This is a genomic window from Streptococcus mitis (assembly GCF_001579035.1).
Classification (GTDB): Bacteria; Bacillota; Bacilli; order Lactobacillales; family Streptococcaceae; genus Streptococcus; species Streptococcus mitis_J.
In genome coordinates, this window is the sequence record NZ_KQ970286.1 from 137,497 (window position 1) to 138,523 (window position 1,027).

The following is a 1,027-nucleotide window of genomic DNA, read 5'->3' on the forward strand; positions in this document are numbered from 1 at the left end:
ACAGTTAATACAGGCGTTCGTTCAGTCGGTGTTATGGGTGACGGTCGTACTTATGACTACACGATTGCAATCCGTGCTATCACTTCTATCGATGGTATGACAGCTGACTTTGCTAAGATTCCTTGGGAAGTGCTTCAAAAAATCTCAGTACGTATCGTAAACGAAGTGGACCACGTTAACCGTATCGTCTACGATATTACAAGTAAACCACCTGCAACAGTAGAGTGGGAGTAGTCATCTAAGGACTAATTTATGTAGTTTAATGAGCCAGTATCTTTGGATACTGGTTTTTACTTTTCTAGACTTTTTGACTACTTGTTAAAATTGATTTATATTCGATAGTTTAACAATTATTATACAAAGCTTAAAAGATTAGAATTGTCAAAACAATCTGTCTAGGCTTGATTTTATCGCTTATTTACTATAAAATGAGAAGGAAATACGTCAAACTTTTATATTGCAAATAGGAGAAATCATGACAAAAACATTAAAACGTCCTGAGGTTTTATCACCTGCAGGAACTTTAGAGAAGCTAAAAGTAGCTGTTCAGTATGGAGCAGATGCTGTCTTTATCGGTGGTCAGGCCTATGGTCTTCGTAGCCGTGCCGGAAACTTTACTTTCGAACAGATGGAAGAAGGTGTCCAGTTTGCGGCTAAGTACGGAGCTAAGGTCTATGTAGCGGCTAATATGGTTATGCACGAAGGAAATGAAGCTGGTGCTGGTGAGTGGTTCCGTAAACTACGTGATATCGGCATTGCGGCAGTTATCGTGTCTGACCCAGCCTTGATTATGATTGCGGCTACAGAAGCACCAGGTCTTGAAATCCACCTCTCTACTCAAGCCAGTGCCACTAACTATGAAACCCTTGAGTTCTGGAAAGAACTAGGCTTGACTCGTGTCGTTTTAGCGCGTGAGGTTTCAATGGAAGAATTAGCTGAAATCCGCAAACGTACAGATGTTGAGATTGAAGCCTTTGTCCATGGAGCCATGTGTATTTCTTACTCTGGTCGTTGTACACTTTCAAAC

The 1,027-nt window shown here is 40.8% G+C and carries 1 protein-coding gene and 1 pseudogene; both read left to right on the plus strand.

The window, feature by feature from the left end; all coding sequences use genetic code 11:
- Nucleotides 1–234, plus strand: a pseudogene (locus tag SMIDD26_RS02955) (GMP synthase (glutamine-hydrolyzing)); the annotation flags it as partial.
- A gap of 241 nt (nucleotides 235–475) precedes the next feature.
- Nucleotides 476–1,027: peptidase U32 family protein (locus tag SMIDD26_RS12595; protein ID WP_246746868.1), on the plus strand; the 552-nt coding region annotated here is incomplete at its 3' end.